At 63.7% G+C, this 1282-nt stretch carries 2 protein-coding genes; both read left to right on the top strand.

Translation table 11 applies throughout. From position 1 onward, the window contains the following. The coding region (gene dnaN, locus JCM25156_RS16995) for a DNA polymerase III subunit beta (protein ID WP_025814091.1) at positions 1-816 on the top strand (816 nt) is incomplete at its 5' end. A gap of 24 nt (positions 817-840) precedes the next feature. Then, the coding region (locus JCM25156_RS17000) for an AAA family ATPase (RefSeq protein WP_025814092.1) at positions 841-1282 on the top strand (442 nt) is incomplete at its 3' end.

Raw genomic sequence — 1282 nt, forward strand, 5'->3', positions numbered from 1 at the left:
CGCTTCGCCACCAGCCTGAACGTGCTGGATGTGGATGATTTCCCCTCCATGATGGCGGGTAGCCTGCCGCATGAATTCCGCATTCCCGCGCCGACCCTGCGCGGGCTGATCGACCGCACGCGCTTCGCCATCTCCACCGAGGAGACGCGCTACTACCTTAACGGTATCTTCCTGCATGTGGCCGAAGGGGACGCCGGCCCGGTGCTGCGCGCGGTGGCGACAGACGGCCACCGCCTGGCCCGTGTGGAGACTGAACTGCCCGCGGGCAGTTCCGGCATGCCGGGCGTGATCGTGCCGCGCAAGACCGTGGCCGAACTGCGCAAGCTGCTGGAGGAAGGGGCGGAACAGGTCGATGTTTCCCTGTCCGATACCCGTATCCAGTTCTCGATCGGCAACATCACGCTGACATCGAAGCTGATTGACGGCACCTTCCCCGAATATGAGCGGGTGATCCCGCACGGGAACGACAAGGTGCTGCGCGTGAACAAGAAGATTTTCTCCGACGCGGTCTCGCGTGTCGCCGCCATCAGCCAGGAGCGTTCGCGCCCGGTCAAGCTGAGCATGTCGCGCAACCTGCTCACCCTTTCCGCCGCCAGTCAGGATCAGGGCACCGCGACGGAAGAACTGGACGAAAACAACGTGTCCTATGATTCCAGCCCCATCGAGATCGGCTTTCAGGCCCGTTACCTGAACGACATTACCGATCAGGTGGAAAAGGAAGTGGAATTCGTCTTTTCCGACAGTTCCGCGCCGACCATCGTGCGTGATGTGGACAGCCCTTCCGCCCTGTACGTGCTGATGCCGATGCGTGTGTAGGATCACGCGGGGCGACCCGGTTGCATGGCAGCCATAACGCGGCTGGTGCTTACGGATTTCCGTAATTACCAACACCTGTCATGGCGGCCGGAGCAGCCGGTTACGGTCATTACCGGGCCGAATGGCAGCGGCAAGACCAACCTTCTGGAAGCCGTGTCCATGCTGGTGCCGGGACGGGGCCTGCGCGGCGCGCGGATGGATGAACTCCCCCGGCACGGCACCACCCTGTGGGGTGTGGCGGCACAGGTGGCGGGTCTGGATGGGGATGAAGCCCTGTCCGTAAAACTTGCCACCGGCGCCAACCCCGTGCGGCCCGAGCGGCGGGTGTTTCATGTCGATGGGCAGGCCCTGCGCAACAGGGATGCCATTTCCGAATATTTTTCCGCCGTATGGCTGACCCCGCAGATGGACCGCCTGTTTCAGGACGGGCCGGGCGCGCGCCGCCGCTTTCTGGACCGGCTGGCGA

This window comes from Komagataeibacter kakiaceti JCM 25156 (assembly GCF_000613305.1).